The 17,551-nt window shown below is 72.0% G+C and carries 18 protein-coding genes and 1 riboswitch; of the genes, 1 reads left to right on the top strand and 17 read right to left on the bottom strand.

What is annotated here, in order from left to right; genetic code table 11:
• The first annotated feature begins 78 nt into the window (after positions 1-78).
• Positions 79-927 carry a S1 family peptidase gene (locus OVA30_RS03520; RefSeq protein WP_003606880.1) on the top strand — a complete coding sequence of 283 codons (849 nt, stop codon included), beginning with the start codon at positions 79-81 and terminating at the stop codon, positions 925-927.
• Between the two features lie 6 nt (positions 928-933).
• Here OVA30_RS03520 and OVA30_RS03525 read toward each other — a convergent pair whose 3' ends face one another.
• The 17 genes from OVA30_RS03525 to OVA30_RS03605 form a co-directional block, all read right to left on the bottom strand.
• Positions 934-2,199 (bottom strand): phage major capsid protein, encoded by a 1,266-nt coding sequence (locus OVA30_RS03525; protein ID WP_268174629.1) that lies wholly within the window; start codon positions 2,197-2,199, stop codon positions 934-936.
• A gap of 33 nt (positions 2,200-2,232) precedes the next feature.
• A complete protein-coding gene (locus OVA30_RS03530) occupies positions 2,233-2,703 on the bottom strand; it encodes an HK97 family phage prohead protease (RefSeq protein WP_268174630.1) in 471 nt (156 codons plus the stop codon).
• Positions 2,704-2,760: 57 nt separating this feature from the next.
• Positions 2,761-3,933 (bottom strand): phage portal protein, encoded by a 1,173-nt coding sequence (locus OVA30_RS03535; protein ID WP_268174631.1) that lies wholly within the window; start codon positions 3,931-3,933, stop codon positions 2,761-2,763.
• Between the two features lie 46 nt (positions 3,934-3,979).
• Positions 3,980-5,245, bottom strand: coding sequence for a DNA-packaging protein (locus OVA30_RS03540; RefSeq protein WP_268174632.1), 1,266 nt, complete (start codon positions 5,243-5,245; stop codon positions 3,980-3,982).
• Positions 5,208-5,636, bottom strand: coding sequence for a hypothetical protein (locus OVA30_RS03545; RefSeq protein WP_042508767.1), 429 nt, complete (start codon positions 5,634-5,636; stop codon positions 5,208-5,210). The genes OVA30_RS03540 and OVA30_RS03545 overlap by 38 nt, the downstream gene beginning before the upstream one ends.
• Before the next feature lie 424 nt (positions 5,637-6,060).
• Positions 6,061-6,822, bottom strand: coding sequence for a precorrin-3B C(17)-methyltransferase (cobJ, locus tag OVA30_RS03550; RefSeq protein WP_268174633.1), 762 nt, complete (start codon positions 6,820-6,822; stop codon positions 6,061-6,063).
• Positions 6,819-7,616 (bottom strand): precorrin-2 C(20)-methyltransferase, encoded by a 798-nt coding sequence (locus OVA30_RS03555; protein ID WP_003602221.1) that lies wholly within the window; start codon positions 7,614-7,616, stop codon positions 6,819-6,821. The genes cobJ and OVA30_RS03555 overlap by 4 nt, the downstream gene beginning before the upstream one ends.
• Positions 7,616-8,248, bottom strand: coding sequence for a precorrin-8X methylmutase (locus OVA30_RS03560; protein ID WP_012253060.1), 633 nt, complete (start codon positions 8,246-8,248; stop codon positions 7,616-7,618). Before OVA30_RS03560 ends, OVA30_RS03555 begins: the two co-directional genes overlap by 1 nt.
• Before the next feature lie 6 nt (positions 8,249-8,254).
• Positions 8,255-9,541 (bottom strand): precorrin-3B synthase, encoded by a 1,287-nt coding sequence (gene cobG / locus OVA30_RS03565; protein WP_268174634.1) that lies wholly within the window; start codon positions 9,539-9,541, stop codon positions 8,255-8,257.
• On the bottom strand, positions 9,538-12,969 hold the full coding sequence (gene cobN, locus OVA30_RS03570; RefSeq protein ID WP_268174635.1) for a cobaltochelatase subunit CobN: 3,432 nt from the start codon (positions 12,967-12,969) through the stop codon (positions 9,538-9,540). The genes cobG and cobN overlap by 4 nt, the downstream gene beginning before the upstream one ends.
• A gap of 13 nt (positions 12,970-12,982) precedes the next feature.
• Entirely contained in the window at positions 12,983-13,879 is an 897-nt protein-coding gene (locus OVA30_RS03575) for a DUF4349 domain-containing protein (RefSeq protein WP_268174636.1), read from the bottom strand.
• A complete protein-coding gene (gene cobW / locus OVA30_RS03580) occupies positions 13,876-14,910 on the bottom strand; it encodes a cobalamin biosynthesis protein CobW (RefSeq protein WP_003606629.1) in 1,035 nt (344 codons plus the stop codon). Before cobW ends, OVA30_RS03575 begins: the two co-directional genes overlap by 4 nt.
• Entirely contained in the window at positions 14,907-15,314 is a 408-nt protein-coding gene (locus tag OVA30_RS03585; protein WP_268174637.1) for a DUF1636 domain-containing protein, read from the bottom strand. Before OVA30_RS03585 ends, cobW begins: the two co-directional genes overlap by 4 nt.
• Positions 15,307-16,074: a CbtA family protein gene (locus tag OVA30_RS03590; protein WP_268174638.1), complete on the bottom strand. Its 768-nt coding sequence runs from the start codon at positions 16,072-16,074 to the stop codon at positions 15,307-15,309. Before OVA30_RS03590 ends, OVA30_RS03585 begins: the two co-directional genes overlap by 8 nt.
• A 30-nt stretch (positions 16,075-16,104) precedes the next feature.
• Positions 16,105-16,287, bottom strand: a complete 183-nt coding sequence (locus OVA30_RS03595; RefSeq protein ID WP_003606625.1) for a CbtB domain-containing protein — start codon at positions 16,285-16,287, stop codon at positions 16,105-16,107.
• Between the two features lie 41 nt (positions 16,288-16,328).
• A riboswitch (cobalamin riboswitch) is annotated at positions 16,329-16,527 on the bottom strand.
• Between the two features lie 44 nt (positions 16,528-16,571).
• Positions 16,572-16,994 carry a DUF1772 domain-containing protein gene (locus tag OVA30_RS03600; RefSeq protein ID WP_015822075.1) on the bottom strand — a complete coding sequence of 141 codons (423 nt, stop codon included), beginning with the start codon at positions 16,992-16,994 and terminating at the stop codon, positions 16,572-16,574.
• The gene (locus OVA30_RS03605; RefSeq protein WP_268174639.1) at positions 16,981-17,472 is read right to left on the bottom strand and encodes a MarR family winged helix-turn-helix transcriptional regulator; all 492 of its coding nucleotides are present in this window, start codon (positions 17,470-17,472) and stop codon (positions 16,981-16,983) included. Before OVA30_RS03605 ends, OVA30_RS03600 begins: the two co-directional genes overlap by 14 nt.
• Positions 17,473-17,551: the final 79 nt, after the last annotated feature.

Below are 17,551 nucleotides of genomic sequence, written 5' to 3' on the forward strand. Positions count from 1 at the left end.
TCGGATACGCTTCAACCGGTCCGGGATTCATTCATGGAATCCGGCGCACCGCGCCTGGGCCCTGGGAGAACAAAAAAGATGGTTGCGAGCCCTCTTCGCGCGTGCGTGCTCGGTGCCTTGCTGGGTCTCGTCCCCCTCTCGGCGCAAGCGGTGGTCGAGGGCCGCACCTCCCGTGATCCCGGCGGGCTTCGTGCCTCGGTGGTGCGCATCGAGAGCACGCAGGGCGAGATCTGCTCGGGCACCCTGATCGCCCAGGACATCGTGCTGACGGCGGCCCACTGCGTGATGCACAAGGCCGGCTACAACGTCGTCGTGGTCGATCCAAATTTCCGCCAGCGCCGCCTGCGGGCGGTCGCGGTCTCGATGCATCCCGAATTCGTCCCCGGCACGACGCCGGAGGAGCAGCCCGGCATCGACCTCGCCCTGATCAAGCTGGAGCAGCCGGTCGGCGCCGGCTTCCGCCCACTCGATCCCCGCGGCGGTTCGATCACCACGGGCGACAACGTCGATATCGCCGGCTTCGGCGTGCTCGCCGAGAACCGCCGCAATACCGCGCGGACGCTGCGCACGGCGCATCTCGTGTCGATCGGCTCGTTGCAGGTCGCCAACCGCGTGACGGTCGTGACCGACTCGCGGCGCATGGCCGAAACCGCCGGTGCGGGCGCGTGCCTGGGTGATTCCGGCGGCCCGATCCTGCGCGGCGGCCAGATGGTCGGCGTCGTGAGCTGGTCGAGCGGCGCCATGCGCCAGGACCGGCGCGCCCGCACCGCCTGCGGCGGCTTCACAGCCGTCACCCCCACCGGCGAGCACGCGAGCTGGATTTCCTCGCGTACCGCCGAGATGGAAGCGATGACCGCCGACATGGCGGCGGCGCAGGCCGGGCGCACCGAGTGGATGGCCCGGCCCGGCCGGCGGCGGATGTACTGAAAGCGATCAGGCGAACCGGAGCAGCTTGATCGCGGCGAAGTCCTGCACCCCGCCGCCGACGCGCTTGGTGGTGTAGAACAGCACGTAGGGCTTGGCGGAGTAGGGATCGCGCAGCGTCCGCAGGCCGACGCGGTCCACGACGAGGTAGCCGCGCTTGAAGTCGCCGAAGGCGATGGCGTGGCTGCCAGCGGCGATGTCGGGCATCGCCTCGGCTTCGACCAGCGGAAAGCCCATCAGCGTCGCGGCCCGGTCGGCGGCAAGCGGCGGCTGCCAGAGGTAGTTGCCGTCCGCGTCCTTGAACTTGCGGATCGCGCTCTGCACCCGCCGGTTCATCACGAAGCTCGCACCCTGGCGATAGCCGGCACGCAGCGCGTAGATCAGATCGAACAGTACGTCGCTCGGGTTGCTCGCGGGGAAGGCGCCGGCCGCCCCCGTCGCGATGAAGCCGAGCCTGCCCGAAGCCCAGTTGGCGTTGGCCACGGTGTCGTAGCTGAGAAAGCCCTTCGGCCGACCGACGCCATTGCCGGTGACGAAGGCGACGCTCTCCTGCTCGGCGAAGGCCGCCTCTACCTCCTCGGCGAGCCACGCATCGATATCGAGCACCGCGTCGTCGAGCAGCGTCTGGGTCGCTGCCGGCATGGCGTAGAGCTCCATCGCCGGAAAGCTCAGCTCGGACAGGTTCGGCGTGTCGGTCTGCGGCCGGAGCGCGGTCTCGGCGACCCAGCCGGCGGCGGGACCGTTGACCGAGACCGCGCGCTTGTACTGGCCGCCGGAGACGGTCCGCACCGTGGCGATCGCGCGGATCGGCGAGATTTCGGCGAGCCGACGCAGCACCTCGCGCTCGATCGTCGGCGGCACGAGGTAGCCGCCATCCGGCCCGGAGCCGGCGGAAAGTGCCTTCTCCTCCAGCCGCTTGAGGCCGGCGCTCTCGCCGGCTCGAACATAGAGGTCGAATGCCGCCTTGTGCTCGGTGGCGGAGGCGTCGCGCGCCGGCTCCGTCCCGCCGAGCGGCGGCCGGGCACGGTCGAGGCTGATCCGATCAAGGCGGTTCTTCGCCTGATCGAGGGCGGCGTCGATGCGGATGAGCTTCTCCTCGGTCACCACATCCGCGGTGAGCCGGGTCTCGATCTCGGAGAGGCGGACGTCGTTGGCCTCCTTGAACGCCTCGAAGGCGCGGGCGAACTCGTCGAGCACCGCTTCGGTGCCAAAGGTCGCCGCCTTGTTCTCGGGCAGGCCGGTGGGGGCCTTGGTCTCGAAACGCATCTCGGTCATGGCATCCTCGTTGGTGAAGGAAGACAGAAAAGCTCAGGCGCGCGCCGCGAGCGGCGGGGCCGCCAGGCGCAGGCGCGGCCGGACCAAGGGGCGGGGTGCTGCGGCGCGGATCACCCGCGCGTCGGGCTGCAGCGGGAAGGTCACCAGCGAGACCTCCCAGAGATCGACGGCGATCAGCCGACGCCCGCCGCGCTCAGGCGAAGCCCGCACGACGCGAAAGCCGATGGAGAGCCCATCGAGGGCGCCCTCGCGCATCAGCGCGTCGATCTCGCGGGCGCGCTGAACCGCGAGGTTGAGCCGGCCTGCGACGCGCAGGCCCCGGCCATCCTCCTTGAGGGAGAGCCAGGAGCCGATCGGCTCGGCTGGATCGTGCTGCCACAGCATCCGCACCCCGCGCGCGCCCCGCCGGGCGAGGCTCGCGGCAAACGCCCCCGGCGCGACGGTGTCGCGGCCGAGATCGGGCACGCCGAACAGGCTGGCGTAGCCGGTGAAATGGCCATCCATGACAAGACCTCGACAAGAGGAGTGAAGAGCGGGCTCTGCGCGAAACCCGCCGGGGCCTCAGGCCGGAGAGCCCGTGCCTTGCCCCGGACTTTGGGGAGGGTAGCCGACGGCCTCGCGCTTCTCGGCGACCGACAGGAAGTCCGCGCCCTGGACCCGGCGCCAGAGCGACTCGCGCTCGGTCGCCAGGGCCTCGACGGCGTCGAGATCCGGCTCCAACCGAGCGGGGCCGAAGGCGGGCTCCAGCCAGCGCGCGAGCGAATCGGCGGTGCGGCGCACCAGCGGGATCACCGTCTGGCGGTAGAAGGCACGGTTGGCCTCGGCGTAGTTCGCGTGGGTGTTGTCACCGGGAAGGCCGAGCAAGAGCGGCGGCACGCCGAAGGCGAGCGCGATCTCGCGAGCCGCGGCTGCCTTCGCCTCGACGAAGTCCATCTCCTTCGGTGAGAGCGAGAGCGGCCGCCAATCGAGTCCGCCATCGAGCAGCAGCGGCCGGCCGGCATTGGCGCTGCCCTGGTAGCTTGTCTCCAGCTCGGCCTTGAGCCGCGTGAACTGCGTGTCACTCAAGGCGGCGCCGGTCGAGGGCGCGAAGACCAGGGCGCCGGAGGGGCGGGCGGCGTTGTCGAGCAGGGCCTTGTTCCAGGCGCCAGCCGCGTTGTGAATGTCGAGCGGGACCGCCGCCGCCTCCATCGGCGAGAGGCCGTAATGGTCGTCGAGCGGGTTGAACAGCGTCAGGTGCAGGATCGGCGGCACGGCGCCGGTCTGCTGGTAGCGGAGTCGGCGCCCCCCAACGGCGTACTCGTAAGCCGCGGGCCAGCCGTCGGCGCCGGCCACGACCTGCATCCGGTCGGGACGCAGGGAGAACAGTTCTCGGGGCCGGCCATCGATCTCGACCGCTTCGATGTAAGCATTGCCGGACACGAGGAGGTGCCCGTAGATCCCGTCGAGGAAGCGCATCCCGCCTTCGCGCGGATTCGGCCGGGCGAGCAATCCCAGCAAGGGATGGGCATCCTCGGCGCCGGCTAGCGTCAGCGGCAGAGAGGCCGCGGCTTCGGCGACGAGCCGGACCGAGCGGTGGACGACAGCGTTGCGCTGGAATCCCTCGCGGGCCAAAGCCGTGTAGTCGCGCGCGGTCCAGACCGCTCGTCCCTCGCCGTAAAGCGCAAAAGCCGCGCTTGCTTTCGTCTCGGGGACGAGCCCCGCCGCCCTCGCGAGCCGCGCGATGAATCCAGGCATGGCACGCCTCCCGCTTGCAATGTTTCACGTGAAATTAACTGCGCCGTCAGAGCCAGCGGATACGCGGCTCGACGGACGGCGCGAGCATCAGGTGCGTGAGCGCCCAGACCAGCGCATCGAGCCGATCCGGCGAACCGCCACCGGGCAGACCGCCGGGACCGAAGGCGCACATCTCGTCCTCCAGCGCCGGTAATGGCCCGACATGGCGGATGCGCCCCTGGGCGTAGAGCAGCGAGACCGGCTCGGCCCGCAGCAGCTTGCCCCGCGTCGCTCGCACCGTCGCAACAGGCACGCTCGGGTCGGCTTCCGCCAACACCGCGACAACCATCTCGCCACCCTGGTTGACCTCGGCTACCAGCGCGTCGGCCGCCAGGCGGTGGTACAGGGCCAGTGCGGCTCGCGCCCAGACGGCGGGTGCAGCCTGTTCCAAAGTTGCATCGGCCAGCACGTATGCGGTTCCGTCGGCCGCGAGCCCGGCCGCGACGATGCCGCAGGCATCGGCTCCGACACGGGAGGAGGCCGGCGGATCGATGGCGACGGCGATGCGTTGCAGCGGCGGCGCCTCGGAGACGCGCGCCCGCTCGATGGCATCACGGGTCCAGAGCGCATCCGGCCGGTCCTCGATCAACTCGCCATCGAGTTCCTGCCGCCCGAGCCGGGTGCCGGCGTAGCGGCCGACCACCTCCTCCAAAAAGCTCGGCGCGAGGTTCTGAGCATTGTCGGCGGTGCGCGAGCGCGTCACCACCGTGCGCGGGTCGGCAAGCAGCCGTCGGATCAGCGGCACCGGACGCGGCGTCGTGGTGACGAGACCGCGCGGATGCGTTCCGAGCCGCAGACCGAACTGGATCATGTCGTAGGTGGCCTCGGCCTCGCGCCACTTGGCGACCTCGTCGGACCACACGGCACCGAATTGCGGGCCGCGCAGGGAATCCGGCTCCTCGGCGGAGAAGGCGAGCGCCACCGCGCCGTTGCCGAACACCACCCGCCGCCGCGACGGTTGCCAGACCGGCGGCGCACCGCCGAGACGCGGCAGGGCGAGAAGCCCGGACGGCCCCTCGATCATCACGTCGCGCACATCGGCGAAGGTCTCGCCGACGAGGGCGATCCGCTCCACCGGCTCCGGCGTGAACACCGGGTCGCCATGGGCGAGGCCGCGCACCCATTCGGCGCCGGTCCGGGTTTTTCCGGAGCCGCGTCCCCCGATCACGGCCCAGGTCGTCCAGTTTCCCGGGGGCGGAAGCTGGTCGTGCCGCGCGAGGTGAAGCCAGTCGGCCTCAAGCAGGCGCAGATGGTCCGGCGAGAGACGGGTCAAGAACGCCGTCGTCCGGCTCCGCCGCCGCGAATGCAGCATAGCGGCGCGCGATATCCGAGCGCATCGCCACGAGGTCGGCGGCGTGCAGGGTTGGTCGGCTGGCTGCACCATCCGTCCCTCCCTTCCGCGCGGCCCGGTCGGCCGCTTTCATGTCGTCGAGCATGGTCTTCAGGCCGCCGAGATCGCGCAGCACTTTCGCGGAATCCAGCCCGGCCGGTGGTGCCGCGGTATCGAGCGCGGCATCGAAGCGAGCGATCTGCCGTTCGATATGCGTGCGCAACTGCGCCCGCAGCTGCCGGGCATCCGGGACACGCTTGCGGGCTTTCTTGGCACTTGGCTTCGAAGGGGCGCCCGGCTCGGGCTCGCCGCGTGGCTCGGAGGGGTCCGGCATCGCGGTGTCTCCATCCACACTTCTTGAGCGTGCCCTTTACCTACACGAGGAGCGTCGCGGTGTCAATCCATAAATTCCTATCTAAGCCGCATCAGAGGAATTTGGTCCGAAAAGCTGAACCCGCGGCTTGCGATTGCCTGTCGTTGCAAACCCGCCCGATTATGAATTTTTCCATAGATCAGGAACGCCAACCGAGCCTCATTGGTAGATAAGCTAAGGAGTGCGCGTCACCGCCTCCATCACACGGGAGACAGCACGATGCTCAAAGGTGGACTTCTCTGGTTGATCGGCATTCCGCTGCCGATCATTCTTCTGCTGTGGTTCTTCAACGTCTTCTAAAGCTTGGAGAGCGCCGGATTCTGGGACCTGAACCTCGGAACGGCACATCCTTCGATTGTAGGAGTACGCTGCGGAGGTGTCCGCGTCAGAGCGTGACGCTCCGCGGCGTGTAGACGAAGGGCAGACGCCCCTCCCGCTCGATCAGCCGCGTCGTGGCGGCGCCGATGATGATCATGGTCGCCATATCGGCCGGCGCGGTGCGGGCCTCATCCAGGGTCAGCACCCGCAACGCTTCGTCCGGCCGGGTCACGGCGCGGGCGAAGATGACCGGCGTCGTGACAGGCAGGATCTCGGCGGCGAGCGTCAGCGCCCTGCCGAGTTGCCAGGGCCGCGCGGAGGAAATCGGATTGTAGAGGGCGACGCTGAATCCTGTCCGCAGCACCGCCTCCAGCCGGGCGGTCACGACGTCCCAGGGCTTGAGGTTATCCGACAGCGAAATCGCGCAGAAATCGCCGCCGAGCGGTGCGCCAAGGCGGGCGGCGGCGGCGAGCATCGCGGTGATGCCGGGCTCGACCCGGATGTCGAGGTTGCGCCAGTACGCGGGGCCTTGCTCGACCGCCTCGAACACGGCGGCCGCCATGGCGAACACGCCGGGGTCGCCGCCCGACACCACCGCGACATGCCGGCCGGCCACGGCGAGTTCCAGGGCATGCCGGGCGCGGTCCACTTCGACGCGGTTGTCGCTGGCGTGACGGGTCAGTCCCTCGCGCTCCGGCACGCGGGCGACGTAGGGGATGTAACCGATCAGATCCTGCGCCCGGTCGAGGGCGTCGCGCGCCGATTCGGTGAGCAGGCGCGGATCACCCGGCCCGAGGCCGATGATCGTCACGCTCCCTGACGCGCTCACGGGCGCCGGCCCTCGCCGGGCACCAGCACCATGGAGAAGTAGGGCGCGACGTCGTCCTCCTTCTCGGCCAGTGGCACCACCCGCTCGCCGGCCATGGTGCCGCGCTCGACATAGACCGCGCGCGCCAGAAAGCCGGTCTCGGCCAGCACGCCGCGCACCTTCGGCAGGTGTCGGCCGAGCTTCATGATGACGGCCGCATCCGTGCCCTTCAGCCGCTCCACCAGCGCCTCGCGCGGCAGCGTCGCCGGCAGGATGGTGAGCACGTCGTCGCCCCAGGTGATCGGCGTGCCGGCGCGGGTCCAGCAGCCGGACATGCCGGTGACGCCGGGGATCACCTCAACGGGGAAGCGGTCCTTCAAGCGGCGCCACAGATGCATGAACGAGCCGTAGAAGAAGGGATCGCCCTCCGACAGGATCGCCACGTCGCGGCCGGCACCGAGATGGTCGGCGAGCCGTCCCGCCGCCTCGTCGTAGAAGCCGGCCAACGCCGCGACGTATTCTGGGTGATCGGGGTGAAGCTCGGTGGTGTAGGGATAGGCCAGCGGAAACTCGCGGGTCGGATCGATCATCACCGCGTCGGCGATGGTGCGGGCGTTGCCGCGCTTGCCCCGCTTGCAGAAGTGGACGAGCACGGGGGCGTGCTCCAGCACCCGCATCGCCTTCACGGTGAGGAAATCCGGATCGCCCGGCCCCATGCCGACGCCGTAGAGCGTACCGGTTTTGGCCGCGGCGGGGGTCTCGCCCGCGCCGTCCGTGGTCTCGGCCGGCGCGTCGATGCGCACGCTCCCCTCCATCACTCGATCTCGTTCGCGAGCGCGTTGACGGCAGCCGCCGTCATCGCGCTGCCGCCGCGGCGGCCATGGACCACGACGAAGGGCACGCGCCCGTCCCGCGCCAGCGCCTCCTTGGATTCCGCCGCGCCGACGAAGCCGACGGGAATGCCGATCACCGCCGCCGGGGGCGCGACGCCCTCATCCAGCAGTTCGAGGAGGCGGAACAGGGCGGTCGGCGCATTGCCGACGGCGACGACGCTGCCGGGTAGCTTCTCGCGCCACAGCTCCATCGCCGCGGCCGAACGGGTGGTGCCCATCTCGGCCGCCAGCCCCGGCACGCGCGGATCGCCGAGCGTGCAGATCACCTCGTTCTTCACCGGCAGCCGGGTGCGGGTCACGCCGTCGGCGACCATGCGCACGTCGCAGAGGATCGGCGCGCCGGCCTTCAAGGCCGCCTCGCCGGCCGCGGCGAAATCGTCCGACATCTCCACGTCGCGCGGCAGGTCGGTCATGCCGCAGGCATGGATCATCCGCACCACCACGCGCTCGGCCGCGCCGGACCAGCGGGCGAGATCGGATTCGGCGCGGATCATCGCGAAGGAGCGCGCGTAGATCGCGCCGCCGTCGCGGATGTAGTCGTGGCGGGCACTCATCGCACGTTATCCTGGCACGTCGTCTTGAAACACGGGGTCCAGCGCCGGAAGCCCGGCGGCTGCGGCCTTCCTTATCCGGTCCAGCGCCACCTCGAAAGCGAGACGCGTTGCCGGCTCGCCAGAGGGGGGCCCGGCGAGCACCACATCGTAGGCGCCGTCGCGGCCCACCAGGGTCAGATCGGCGGGGCCCGGATGGGCGCAGCCCTTGGCGCAGCCCGAGACATGAGCGGTGAGGCCGGCCAGCGGCGCCAGCGCCTGCGCCAGCCGGGCGGCGTGGTCGGGCACCGGGGTCGTGCCGGAGCGGCAGGCCGGCGCACCGGGGCAGGCGGCGACCGCCCGGCGCGGATCGTCCGGCGCCACGATGAAGCCGGCCCGCGCCAATTCGGCCTGGAGGACGGCGGAGCGGCTTGCGGGAACGACGAGGGCGAGGCCGCGCTCCGCGCTCAGCCGCACGTCCTGCGCCCCGGCCAGCGCGGCGACCTGTTCCAGCCGATCCGCGGTGCAGCGGCCGAACGGCGCCTGGACGAGGAGCGCCGCTCTGTCCGCGGTCAGGACGGCGAGCCCCGGCGCGGCCGGAGCCGGAGCCGGCGCGAGCGGCGTCGGCTCGAACGGGAAGAAGCCGGCCACCGCCGCGATCACGGCCCGGCCATGGGCGTCGAGGTCGCGCATCCGGCGCCCACCGATCTCGGCGAAGGCCGCGAGCGCAAGGCCGATGGCGCCCGCCGCCTGGCGCTCGGGCAGCACGCCGCAGCGCAGGGGACCGGTTTCGGTCGCGAGGCCGAAGGCGACCTGCCCCTGCCCCTCGGCGAACAGGAAGAAATCGGCCTCGACCGTGCCGAGGCCGTGGGCGCCGCCGCCGTCGATCGCCACCAGCGTCTTGGGTGGCAGGCCCGGCACCGCGAGCCCCGCCGCCTCCACCGCGCGGGCGAGCGACGGCACGTCGATCTGTTCCGTGGGATCGAGGCCGGCGAGCGGCGCCGTCAGCGTCAGGCGCTGCGGGCCGCCGTCGTCGCGGGTGTCGCCGAGGCCGGCTTGCGCGAGGGCGCAGGCAAGCGGCGCGGCGCTCGCCTCGCTGACGCCGCGGATCTGGAGGTTGCCGCGGGCGGTCACGTCGATATGGCCGTTGCCGTAGGCCCGCGCGCCGTCCGCCACCGCGCGTAACTGCGCCGGCGTCAGGCGCCCGAGCGGCGGGTGGATGCGGGCGAGCAGCCCGTCGCCGGTCGGCATCGGCCGGGCGAGCGAGGGGCACCAGCCGCGGCGGGCGCCTTCGGGCAGGGTGCGGCGGGCGCTCATTCGGCGGCCAGCAAAGCGTCGGCCGGGGCGGCGTTGCGCCGGCTCTGCCACAGGCCGCGGGCGCGCAACTCGTCGAAGCGCTCGAGGATGGCGCGGGTCGCCTCGGGGTTCGCCGCCTTCAAGGCGTCGAAGGTTTCCGGGTCGGCGATCCAGGCGCCGTAGAGCCGATCGAGATCCTGGCTCGACACCGCATCGGTGGCGGCGGCGAGCACGAACACCGCGTCGATGCCCTGTGCGAATTCCTGCGCGCCGCGGTAGCCGTGGCGGAGCTGCGCCGCGATCCAGCGCGGATGGCCGAGCCGGCCGCGGATCAGCCGGGCGACGTCCTCGCGGGCGGTGCGGGTGCGCGGCGCCTCCGGATTCGAGACATCGAGGCTGTAGAGCGCGGGCGCCCTCCCCTCGGACGCGGCGGCGGCAAAGAACCCGCCCATGGCGTCGGCGGCTGCATCGCCGTCGAGCAGGTCGCGCTCGGCGACGTCGAAGGCGTGGACATAGGCGTCCGCCGCCGCGACGCGGGCGGCGAAATCCGCATCCGCGCCTTCCGCGTCGCCGTAGGCGTGGGTGGTGGCAGCAAGATACGCGGTGCCGAGATCGGCGCGCGCCTCCCACGCGCCGTCGAGCGCGGTCTCGGCCGCGCCCGCGCCGTAGCGGCCGGGGGCCGCGCCGTAGATGCGGGCGGCGGACTCGCCCCGGCGCCGGGCGGCGGCGAGCGGGTTTTCCTCGTCCTCCTCCTCGCGGGCGGCGACGGCGCGGGCCGCGCGGTCGAGCAGCGCCAGGGTCTCGGGAAAGGTGTCGCGGAACGCGCCGGAGACGCGGCAGGTCACGTCGATGCGCGGCCGGTCGAGAAGGGCCAGCGGCAGCACTTCGAAGCCGGTGACACGGGTCGAGGCATGGTCCCAGACCGGGCGCACACCCATCAGGGCCAGCGCATGCGCCACGTCCTCGCCGCCGGTGCGCAGCGTCGGCGAGGCCCAGAGATCCATGACGATGCGGGCCGGGTACTCGCCCTCGTCCTGAAGGTAGCGAAGCACCACCGCGTCCGCCGCCTTGGCGCCGAGCATGGTCGCGGCGCGGGTCGGCAGGGCGCGCGGATCGAGCGTCGTCAGGTTGCGGCCGGTCGGCATCACGTCCTGGCGCCCGCGCGAGGGCGAGCCGGCGGGGCCCGGAGCGACGAAGCAGCCGTCGAGGGCGGCGGCTAGGGCAGCGCGCTCCGCCTCCGCGCTCGACTGGACCGCCTCCGAGGCATCGGCGGGTGCACGGCCGAACACGTGCAGGCCATCGCGAAAAGGGGTCTCGCCCAGATCGCACAGATGCGCGTCGAGCGCGGTCAGCGCGTCGGCCATCGGCGTGTCGCCATCGACGCCCGCGCCTTCGAGCAGGCCGGCCGAGGCCGCCTCGTCGAGGATCGCCGTGGCGATCAGCCCGGCCCGGCGCGGATCGAGCACGCTCGCGGCGGAGTATTCCTCGACCAGTTCGCGCAGCGCCGCGGCCTCGGGGGTGAGCCCGGCCGCCTCGACGGTGGGGGTGAGGTGGCCGAGCGCGATCCCGCCGAGCCGGCGCTTGAGCGGCGCGGCCTCGCCGGGATCGTCGACGATGAACGGATAGACCACCGGCAGCGCCCCGACGGCCAAAGCCGGCCAGCAATCCGGCGACAGCGCCACCGCCTTGCCGGGCAGCCACTCGGTGGTGCCGTGGGTGCCGAGATGGATCAGCGCGACGAAGGCCCTCCGAACGCCCAGGTAGAAGGCGAGATAGGCGTGGGTCGGCGGCTCGTCGGGGTCATGGTAGCCGGCCTTGCGATCGGCGGCGCGGCCGCGATCAGGCTGAAGGAAGAGGGTGAGACTCTCATCCCTCTCCCCTCTGCGGGAGAGGGTGGCCCCCGAAGGGGGTCGGGTGAGGGGAGCGCCCGTTCCAGAAAGACCTGAGCTGGCCCCTCTCCCGCCTGCTTCGCAGGCACCCTCCCCCGCAGAGGGGGGAGGGTTTTGCGCCGCGCAGACCATCCGGAACCGGAACGCCCCGTCCCGGCAGAGCGGGTCGTCCTCCGGTGCGCCCCAGCGCTCCGTCAGCTCCGTCCGGCGCTCCTCCGGCAGCCCCCCGAACCACGCCGCGTAATCGGTCAGCGATACCGAAAAGCTCGGCTCGCCCTCCGTCAGCGACGCCATCAGCGCGCCCGCGTCAGGCAACTCGCCCGCGGCAAAGCCCGCTGCGGCGAGGTCGGCCGCGATGGCGCGGGCGCTTTCCGGCGTATCGAGGCCGACCGCGTAGCCGGCGCGGCCGCCGCGGGCGGGGTAATCGGAGAGCACCATCGCCAGCCGGCGTTGTTCGCGCGGCGTTCGACGCAGGCGGACCCACGCCGCGGCGCGCTCGGCGAGCTCGGCGATGCCCGTGGGATCGGGCACGGCGCGGCGCTCCGAAAAGCCCTCGACCGCCGCGGCCTCCTCCTTGAACGAGATCGGGAAGCCCGAGAGCCGCCCGTCGAATTCCGGCAAAGCCACCTGCATGGCGAGGTCGGACGCGTTCATGCCCCGACCCGAGGCGGCCCAGGCGTCGCGGGGCGCGCCGATCGTATAGGCCTGGATCACCGGGCAATCGGCGGCGTCGAGCACGAAGCCGGCATCGTCGCGGGCGGAGAAGGCGGTAGCGGCCAGCACGATGTCCGGCCGGCGCAGGGCCAACGCCGCGCGCAAGCTCGCCACGGCCTCCGGGTCCTTCAGGCTCGACACCGCGAGCGTGACGCTGCCGATGCCGCGCTCAGTCAGCGCGGCGGCCAGCTGCAGGGCCGGCGCCGTCTCGCCGGAGAGCACCGCCGAGCGGTAGACCAGCAGCAGCGCCAGCGGCCCCGGCCCGGCGGCCCGCATCGCCGTCTCGAGCGCGACGGGCCCGCAGCCGGGGCACCACGCGAAGCCGCGCGGCAATGCCTTCGGCGGCTCGGGCTCCAAGACGGCGCCGGCCTCCGCCGCGAGGCTGCGCAGCAGGTTCTTCAGGTTCTCCGGGCCACCCGCGCGAAAATAGGCGTCGAGGCGGATGCAGGTCTCGGGCGGCACGGTCGAGAAGGCGTCGAGGCGCGGGTCCGGCCGGTCGTCGCCGGGCAAAACCGCAAGTTTGACCCCCTGCGCCCGTGCCGCCGCGGCAGCCCGCTCGATGCCGTAGCGCCAATAGTCGAGCCCGCCGAGGCAGCGGATCACGCAGACCTTGGCGCGGGCGATCACCGCATCGACGTAGAGATCGACCGACATCGGGTGGCGCAGCTGCGCCATCTTGGCGAGCCGCAGCGTGGGCAGGCCGGGCTCGGCCGCATGGGCGCGCGCGACGGCCGCGAGGTCGGTATCGGTGAACGACAGGAAGACGATCTCGCCCGGGCTCTGGCCGAGATCGACCGCCGCCTCGCCCTCGTCGAGGGAGACCGTATCGAGGCGGATCAGGTGCATGGCGCGGGCGCCCTCACGGCTCCAACGGGACGCGCGCCGGATGGGCCCGCTTGCGCCGGATGCGCCAGACCAGCCGGAGGAGCAAGGCGGCAAAAAGAACAATCGGCAGCCAGGGCAGGCTCGCGACGGTGAAGCGGAGGGCCGAGGCCGCGCTCTCGCCGAGGATCGGTCCGCTGCGGGCCCAGACCTCCTGCACCGGAGCGAAGGCGCCGGCCCGCGCCCGGCTGGTGCGGAAGTCCACCGTGACGATCTCGGTGTCCACGCGCTCGTCGAGCCCGCGGCGCGTCCCCTCCGCCTCCTCGATCTGGCTCTGAACCTGCGCCAGCTCGCCCGCGATCTTGATCAGATCCTCGGCCCGGTTGTCCGGCTTCTCGGCGAGCGCGGTCAGGCGGGTGCGGTAATCGTTGAGCTGGGCGAGGCGCCGGCCGGTATCGGCAATCGAGGCCGTCAGATCCTCGGCGCGGGTCGCCTGCTCGATCAGCACGACGTCGCCCGCCGCCTCGCCCGGCAGCGGACCGGTGACGAAGGCGACGTAAGGAGCGACCGCGGCGTGCGGCAGCCGCACCTCGATCTGCGCCTGCGGCGGGCTCGCGCCGTTGCCGTCCCGGATCGAGGAATTCAGCAGCGTGCAGGTCGCAGCTTCGTTGAGACAGCGGTCGCGGGCGGCGGCGAAGTGCGGCGCCACCCGGTCCGGCCCGAGGCCGACGGTGAGATCGTGGCGATAGGCGAGCTTGGCCGTGCTTCCGTCACGCGCGGCGGAGACGAAGGGCGCGGGCGCAGGGGCTTGGGCCATCCGCATCGCCCCGTCCGCCTCGCGCCCGCTGTCGGAACAACCGGCGAGCAGGGCGAGGACGGGGACCGCGAGCCAGAGCCCGCGCGGCCGCCGGCCTGCGGCCTCGCCCCGGTTCATCCGCGCAGGGCGGCGGCGACCGCGTCCTGATCGAAGCCTTTGAGGCCGATGACGACGAGGCGTCCGTCACGCGGCTCCGAACCCTTCCACGGGCGGTCGTAATGGGAGGCGACGCGCCGGCCGACGCCCTGCACCACGAGGCGCATCGGCTTGCCCTTCACCTCGGCAAAGCCCTTGATCCGCAGCACGCCCTCGGTCTCGGCCGCCTTCTCGACGCGGGCGGACAGATCTTCCGGGCTGCCGGCGATGCCGACGGGGATCGCGACCGATTCGAAATCGTCGTGGTCGTGGTCTTCGCCCTCGCCGTGATGCGAGGGGCGGGCGTCGAGGTCGTCCTCGGCCGCCGCGGCGATCCCGAGCAGCACACGCGGGTCGAGCCGGCCGTGCTCGGTCTCGACGATCTCGACCGCGCGCGGCAGGTGCGCCTGGATATCGGCGCGGACCTTGTCGCGGCCCGCCGCGTCGAGCAGGTCGGCCTTGTTGAGCACCACGAGGTCGGCGCAGAGGATCTGGTCCTCGAACACTTCCTCCAGCGGATTGTCGTGATCGACCGACTGGTCCGCCGCGCGCTGGTTGGCGAGGGCGTCGGGGTCCTCGGCGAACATCCCCGCGGCGACCGCCGGGCCGTCCACCACCGCGACGACGCCGTCCACGGTGACCCGCGAGCGGATCGCCGGCCACTGGAACGCCTGGACTAGGGGCTTGGGCAGGGCGAGGCCGGAGGTCTCGATCAGGATGTGCTCCGGCGGCTCGGGCCGGTCGAGCAGCTTGGTCAGCGCCGGCACGAAATCGTCGGCCACGGTGCAGCAGATGCATCCGTTGGGCAGCTCCACCACCGAATCCTCGTTGCAGCCCTCGATGCCGCAGGCAGCGAGGAACGAGCCGTCGAAGCCGAGATCGCCGAACTCGTTGACGATGATGGCGAGGCGGCGCCCGCGGGCGTTCTCGACGGTGTGGCGCACGAGCGTCGTCTTGCCGGCTCCGAGGAAGCCGGTGACGATGGTGCAGGGGATTTTTTCGACGAGGCTCATGATGGGGTCTCCCCTCGGGCCGCCTTGAGCGGCGGGATGCGGGCGACGACGCCCTTGCGAAACGCCTCCGGCCGTTCGCGCCAGGGCACGACGCCGTCGGGGGTCTCGAGGTAGCGACGCAGACCCGCCAGGATGGTGCGGGCGGAGGTGTCGGGATCTTCGAGCGCGTCGAAGTCGCCGTAGACGTAGGTCCAGCGGTCGGGCGAGACGACCGCGACGGTGCAGGGCCGCTTGCAGACCGAGAGGCACTCGGCACCCTCGATCGTCAGGCCCGGCACGGGCGCGCGCCCGGCCTCCGCCAGCAGCGCGGCCAGCAGCTTGGCCCCGGCGCGCGGCTCGGAGACATCGCCCGCCGCGCGGCAGGTGGTGCAGACCGACAGGATGGCGGTATCGGGATCAGGCATTCGCACGGGCACCCGCCTCGCGGCCGAACAGGCCCCAGGCCCAGCCATAGGCGAGCCCGATCACCGCCCAGAACACGAAGCCGATGGCGAGCGCGCGCGCGGCGAACTGAGCGGCCGTGGCCGGCGGCACCTGCGAAGAGACGGTGTCGATCGATTGCGGCGCGCCCGCAAGATGCGGCGCGACGATGAGGACGAGGCCACCGAGGATCGTCAGCGGCACCCGCCGCACGGCGATCAGGTAGAGGCCGAGCCCGGTCGCCACCACCGTCATCAGCCACCACGACTGGCGCAGCACGAGCGGCGCCGCGCCCATGCCGGGCAATTCCGGCGGCAGGCCGATGGCCGGGGCGAGGACCACCGCGAGGAAGCCGGCGATGCCGACGACGAGTCCGCCCTGCGGGGTCGGCTCGCGGCGCAGCGCCAGCATCACCGCCGCGAGCAGCAGCGCGTAGCCGACGCCGCCGACCAGCGTGGCGAGACCGGTGAAGGCCATGCGCTGCAGGCCCGGCGCGGGCTGCCACGCGTCGGCCTTGCCGTGATCGTGTCCGCCCTCGCCATGCGCATGGGCGTGGGCCGGGACGATCAGGGCGGCGAAGGAGGTCTCATCGCGGGAGGGCGGGAGGGCGGCATGCGCGCCCTCGCCTTCATAGGTCTCCGCCTGAAGGATCAGCGGGGAGGTCAGCGTGAGCTGCAGGCCCGTCGCGACGACGGACGCGAGGAAGCCGGCGACGAGCGCCGCCGACAGCAACCGGATGATCATGGAACTGCTTGAAGCCGCTGGATGCGCGGATCAGTGGCAGGGGAAGTTCTGCGCGTGGCGGAAATCGTGCGCCGCGTTGTGCAGGACGCTCGCCGGAGCAAAGCCCGCCACGAAGACGAGACCGAGGCCGAGGAAGGCGGCAACGAGGAGCGCGCGGGCGCCTTCGGCCGAACGGGTGGTGGCGGCCTGGGTCTGAAGGGTCGCAGTCGTCATCGGGTCACGGGCTCCGGCCGCCCCACCGGCGGCGTTCGAGAACAAAACTTCGCTGGACGGCAGGTCTCCTGGCTCGCGGCTGGTATCGTGCCTGCCGCCTTCCCGGATCACCCGGTGGCTCGTGGCAGGAACTCGCCGCTTACAGTTGCGGGGGCAGCCGCGGAATCGAGGCTTCTGGAAAACCTCTCACCGCATTCCCTTTTCACCCCGTTGCCGGGGCACCGTCACGGAGCGGTCATAGCCTGATGCGGACGGACGCACAACGTGTCCCGCACCGGCCGCGATCACCACAGCGCCCAGAGGAAGGCCGCCACCGCCGCTAGACCGAGCCCGCTGCGGACCGCGTGCAGGCGGATCCAGCGCTGCATCAGCGGCGCCACGACCGGATCGGTCGCTGATGCGGCGAGCAGGGCGCGGTTGGTCGGCATGATCGCAAGCAAAGTGTAGGGCCAGTTGGCGAGCGCGAGCGCCGCCCCGAGCCCCCATCGCGGATCGCCGGTACGCGCCCAGGCGAGCAGGCCGAGGGCGGTGGCGGCCAGCGCCAAGCCGCCCTGCATCCGGGTCGCGCGGCGATAGCTCGGGCGCCATTGCTGCAATTGGGAGGCCGGGTCGAGGACGAGCCGGGCCGGATGCTCCACGAAGCCGACATACAGCGCGGCGCCGGCAAAGGCCGCTGCCGCGACGAGAGCGAGTTCACCGATCAGCATCGTGGTCTCCCGATTGTTCGCCGCTCCGGCGTTCGCCGGCCCGCTCGCCGATGGTCCGCACGAGGGCGCGGGCGGCCTCGAGCGCCGCAGGGTTGAGACCGCGGGCGAGTGCGGCCGCCCAGGGCGCCTGCCGCGCCGCCGCCGCCGCGTAGGCATCCCGGCCCGCGGGCGTGAGGAGAACGAGGCGGGCGCGCAGGTGGTGGGGATTGTCCGCGAAGCTCACGAGGCCCGCTTTCGCCAGCTCATTGACCGTCCGCTGCACGCCCTGGCGGGTCATGCCCATGTCGCGGGCGATGCGGGCGACCGGCAGCGGCTGCGCCGCGAGCGCGACGGCGCCCAGAACCTGCCAGCGGGCGCTGGTGAGGCCGAAATCCCCCACCAACCGATCGCCGGCAGCCAGCAGCGCGCCGCTCGACCGGAAGATCTCCAGCACCAGAGCCGTCGCGGCGTCCGCGGCGTCATGATCCGAACGCTTCATGACAATATGCTGCCGATTTGACAACACGCTGTCAACAGAACGGCTTTGACGCGCTGGCGGCGCGTGAGGCAAAGGGTGC

The sequence above is a fragment of the Methylorubrum sp. SL192 genome (genome assembly GCF_026672325.1).
In the GTDB taxonomy this organism is placed as follows: domain Bacteria; phylum Pseudomonadota; class Alphaproteobacteria; order Rhizobiales; family Beijerinckiaceae; genus Methylobacterium; species Methylobacterium extorquens.

Bases quoted from the DNA above. Each gene is read 5' to 3' on its own strand.
- OVA30_RS03560 (WP_012253060.1), bottom strand. From the start codon at position 8,248: ATGAGTGCCCGCCACGACTACATCCGCGACGGCGGCGCGATCTACGCG.
- cobW (WP_003606629.1), bottom strand. From the start codon at position 14,910: ATGAGCCTCGTCGAAAAAATCCCCTGCACCATCGTCACCGGCTTCCTC.
- OVA30_RS03590 (WP_268174638.1), bottom strand. From the start codon at position 16,074: ATGATCATCCGGTTGCTGTCGGCGGCGCTCGTCGCCGGCTTCCTCGCG.
- cobN (WP_268174635.1), bottom strand. From the start codon at position 12,969: ATGCACCTGATCCGCCTCGATACGGTCTCCCTCGACGAGGGCGAGGCG.
- OVA30_RS03525 (WP_268174629.1), bottom strand. From the start codon at position 2,199: ATGACCGAGATGCGTTTCGAGACCAAGGCCCCCACCGGCCTGCCCGAG.
- OVA30_RS03585 (WP_268174637.1), bottom strand. From the start codon at position 15,314: ATGCCTGATCCCGATACCGCCATCCTGTCGGTCTGCACCACCTGCCGC.
- OVA30_RS03555 (WP_003602221.1), bottom strand. From the start codon at position 7,616: ATGGAGGGGAGCGTGCGCATCGACGCGCCGGCCGAGACCACGGACGGC.
- OVA30_RS03575 (WP_268174636.1), bottom strand. From the start codon at position 13,879: ATGAACCGGGGCGAGGCCGCAGGCCGGCGGCCGCGCGGGCTCTGGCTC.
- OVA30_RS03520 (WP_003606880.1), top strand. From the start codon at position 79: ATGGTTGCGAGCCCTCTTCGCGCGTGCGTGCTCGGTGCCTTGCTGGGT.
- OVA30_RS03545 (WP_042508767.1), bottom strand. From the start codon at position 5,636: ATGCCGGACCCCTCCGAGCCACGCGGCGAGCCCGAGCCGGGCGCCCCT.
- OVA30_RS03600 (WP_015822075.1), bottom strand. From the start codon at position 16,994: ATGCTGATCGGTGAACTCGCTCTCGTCGCGGCAGCGGCCTTTGCCGGC.
- OVA30_RS03595 (WP_003606625.1), bottom strand. From the start codon at position 16,287: ATGACGACTGCGACCCTTCAGACCCAGGCCGCCACCACCCGTTCGGCC.
- OVA30_RS03530 (WP_268174630.1), bottom strand. From the start codon at position 2,703: ATGGATGGCCATTTCACCGGCTACGCCAGCCTGTTCGGCGTGCCCGAT.
- OVA30_RS03605 (WP_268174639.1), bottom strand. From the start codon at position 17,472: ATGAAGCGTTCGGATCATGACGCCGCGGACGCCGCGACGGCTCTGGTG.
- OVA30_RS03535 (WP_268174631.1), bottom strand. From the start codon at position 3,933: ATGCCTGGATTCATCGCGCGGCTCGCGAGGGCGGCGGGGCTCGTCCCC.
- cobG (WP_268174634.1), bottom strand. From the start codon at position 9,541: ATGAGCGCCCGCCGCACCCTGCCCGAAGGCGCCCGCCGCGGCTGGTGC.